Origin of the sequence: Komagataeibacter oboediens (genome assembly GCF_003207815.1) — a bacterium.
Taxonomy (GTDB): domain Bacteria; phylum Pseudomonadota; class Alphaproteobacteria; order Acetobacterales; family Acetobacteraceae; genus Komagataeibacter; species Komagataeibacter oboediens.
Genome location: NZ_NKTX01000161.1, coordinates 1 through 1,998 on the forward strand (window position 1 = coordinate 1; position 1,998 = coordinate 1,998).

The window sequence follows — 1,998 nt, forward strand, 5'->3', positions numbered from 1 at the left end:
TGACCACCTCGCGCATATCCGTCGTGCGAGGGCGACCGCCCCGTTTCGCAGGGGGCACAAATGGCACGATCAAAGCCCATTCCCCGTCCATCATATCCGATGGATATCGCAGTCCTTCCCGGCTATGTTCACGTCGGGCAATACCAGTCCATGTCATCATTCACTCCATCTCTTCGTAAAGACGGATGAATCACAACAGACTGGTATTGTTCAAAAACTTTCGGATCGGGCTCTAAGAAAGATCGGAAAAAATGGCGTCACCTCTGGATGACAAGACCCGCAGCATCATCAAGGCCTGCGTGCCCGCGCTGGAAGCACATGGTCTGGCGATAACGACGGAAATGTATCGCCGCCTGCTGGCCAATCCAGATATTCGCGATCTGTTCAACATTTCGCACCAGAAGGACGGGGAACAGCCAAAGGCACTGGCGCTTGCAGTGCTGGCCTATGCCCGCAATATCGACAACCTTGGTGCCATGGCCGGTGCGGTCGAACGCATTGCGGAAAAGCATGTCGGGCTGAACATCCTGCCCGAGCACTATCCTTATGTTGCCGATGCCCTGCTGGGCGCCATCGCCCATGTTCTGGGGGATGCGGCAACCCCCGATATCATGGATGCGTGGGGCAAGGCCTACTGGTTCCTGGCTGAAATCCTGATCGGGCGGGAAGAACAGATTTACGTGGCCCATGCCGCGGCCCCCGGTGGCTGGGTTGGCTGGCGTCCCTTCCGTGTCAGCCGCCGCACGGTGGAAAGTGAGACCGTTACCTCCTTCGAACTGGCGCCCGTCGATGGCAAGCCCGTCATGCGCCATGTGCCGGGGCAGTATCTCAGCTTCCGCCTCGACGTGCCGGGATATGGCTCGGAACGACGTAATTACAGCATTTCCTCCGCCCCCGGTTCAAATGCCTACCGCATCAGCGTCCGCCGTATCGACAATGGCGTGGTATCCGACTGGCTGCATGACAGCGTGCAAGAGGGCACGGTGCTGCAGGTTTCCGCTCCGGCGGGTGATTTCACGCTGGGCAACCCGGCCCCCGCACCCATCGTATTCCTCAGCGCGGGTTCTGGCCTGACGCCATTCATTTCCATGCTGGGCGCGCTGGATGCGGCTGCGGCCACGGGCGTGCGTTACATCCACACCACCCGTACGCCCGCAACGGAAGCCTTTGGCCCCTATATCCGCGACCTTGCCGCAAAGGGCATGCTGCGCGCCGATCTGTTCTACAGCCGCGCTACACCGCAGGCAGCACAGGACGCCACAGGCGTCACCACTCACGCAGGCCGCATGACACCAGCATGGCTTACGCACGAAATCGACCGGTCCGCGAGCTATTATATCTGCGGTCCCGACAGCTTCATGCGTGATGCCATCGCCACGCTGAAGGCGGGTGGCGTGCCCGAAAGCCAGATCCGTTTCGAATTCTTCGGTTCCGCGGCGGATGCGGCCCTGGTCGGATAGGCATGGCGCACCCCATCCATGTCAGGCGGGTTTATGACCCGCCCGCACCCGATGATGGCAGCCGCGTGCTGGTGGACCGGCTGTGGCCCCGTGGGGTCAGCAAACAGCGCGCTGACCTGACGCTGTGGCTGAAAGATATCGCGCCCAGCACCGGACTGCGGCAATGGTTCGGGCATGACCCGGCCCGGTGGGACGGGTTTCAGGAACGCTACAGCGCGGAACTGCAGGCCAATCCCAATCCGGTGCAGCAGTTGCTGGACATGGCGCGCGCCGGTCCCATCACCCTGCTGTATGGCGCGCGTGACACGCAGCATAACGAGGCGGTTGTACTGGCCGCCTACCTTCATCGCCTGCTGGACCACGCGTGCTGAACGATACCGCCATTTCCTGTGTCAGCACGGCAGAAGGCATATCCCTTCGACCCGAATGGTCGCGGGTTGGTAATCCCCCCATAAAAAGAGTGACTTTTGAATGAGAATTTTCTCAGCGTAAGAATTGAGGAGATTCTGATGAAGAGTGATCGCTTTACTGACGCCCA

At 60.5% G+C, this 1,998-nt stretch carries 2 protein-coding genes and 1 pseudogene; 2 read left to right on the forward strand and 1 reads right to left on the reverse strand.

Going from position 1 to position 1,998, the window contains the following annotated elements; all coding sequences use genetic code 11:
• A pseudogene (locus CFR80_RS17860) lies at nt 1-160 on the reverse strand (IS5/IS1182 family transposase); the annotation flags it as partial.
• Between the two features lie 91 nt (nt 161-251).
• Between CFR80_RS17860 and hmpA the strand changes: the two are divergent.
• Both hmpA and CFR80_RS17870 read left to right on the forward strand, forming a co-directional pair.
• A complete protein-coding gene (hmpA, locus tag CFR80_RS17865; RefSeq protein WP_019092495.1) occupies nt 252-1,460 on the forward strand; it encodes an NO-inducible flavohemoprotein in 1,209 nt (402 codons plus the stop codon).
• A 2-nt stretch (nt 1,461-1,462) separates the two neighbouring features.
• The gene (locus CFR80_RS17870) at nt 1,463-1,831 is read left to right on the forward strand and encodes a DUF488 domain-containing protein (RefSeq protein ID WP_019092496.1); all 369 of its coding nucleotides are present in this window, start codon (nt 1,463-1,465) and stop codon (nt 1,829-1,831) included.
• The last annotated feature ends 167 nt before the right edge of the window (nt 1,832-1,998 follow it).

What these genes read in the sequence shown, in the direction of transcription:
- hmpA (WP_019092495.1), top strand. Translation starts at nt 252, where the DNA reads ATGGCGTCACCTCTGGATGACAAGACCCGCAGCATCATCAAGGCCTGC.
- CFR80_RS17870 (WP_019092496.1), top strand. Translation starts at nt 1,463, where the DNA reads ATGGCGCACCCCATCCATGTCAGGCGGGTTTATGACCCGCCCGCACCC.